The sequence below is a fragment of the Streptomyces sp. TRM68416 genome, assembly GCF_014596915.1.
GTDB lineage: Bacteria > Actinomycetota > Actinomycetes > Streptomycetales > Streptomycetaceae > Streptomyces.
Genome location: NZ_JACVWU010000087.1, coordinates 1 through 779, shown reverse-complemented (window position 1 = coordinate 779; position 779 = coordinate 1). Strand labels below are relative to the sequence as shown.

1 protein-coding gene is annotated in these 779 nt (G+C 69.7%); it reads left to right on the top strand.

Annotated features, from left to right (window positions below):
- Window positions 1-779 (top strand): glycoside hydrolase family 43 protein (locus tag ICC28_RS40035; RefSeq protein WP_188293795.1); only part of this gene is annotated, 779 nt, incomplete at both ends.

Below are 779 nucleotides of genomic sequence, written 5' to 3'. Positions count from 1 at the left end.
GGGACGACCCTGCGCTCCACGGTCGGCACGCGCGGCGTGCGCGACCCCGCACTGGTCCGCTCCCCGGGCGGCGACAAGTACTGGATCATCGCGACCGACCTGTGCATCGGCTGCGGGCAGGACTGGAACACCGCCATCAACAACGGCAGCCGCAGCCTCGTGGTGTGGGAGTCGACGGACCTGGTCACCTGGTCGCAGCCGTGGCTGCTCAACGTCGCCGGCGCGATCCCCGACGGGCGCAACGCCTGGGCGCCGGAGGCGATCTGGAACCCGGCCACCAACGACTACGTCCTGTACTGGGCGACCAACAAGCCCCTCAACGGCGCGACGAAGCACCGCATCTACTACGCCCGCACCCGTGACTTCCGCACCATCACCACTCCGCAGACCTACATCGAACGCCCCGGCACCCAGGAGATCATCGACACCCAGATCGTCGAGGTCCCGGCCGGCGTCGGCACCCACCGCTACGTACGGGCCTCCGGCGACGGCCAGATCACCCTCGAAGGCAGCGACTCGATCCTCGGTACGTGGACGCACCTCGGCAACCTCTCCGGCATCGGCCTGACCGGTTCCCAGGTCGAGGGGCCGATGTGGCTGAAGTTCCGGGACCGCAACGAGTGGGTCCTCTACCTCGACCAGTACGCCTCCGGCCGCGGCTACCTGCCGGTCACGACGACCGGCCCCGCCGTCCCCGGCACCTACCGGCTCCCGGCAGCGGGCAGCTACGACATGGGCGGCACGAAGAAGCGCCACGGCTCGATCCTGAACCTGACGGC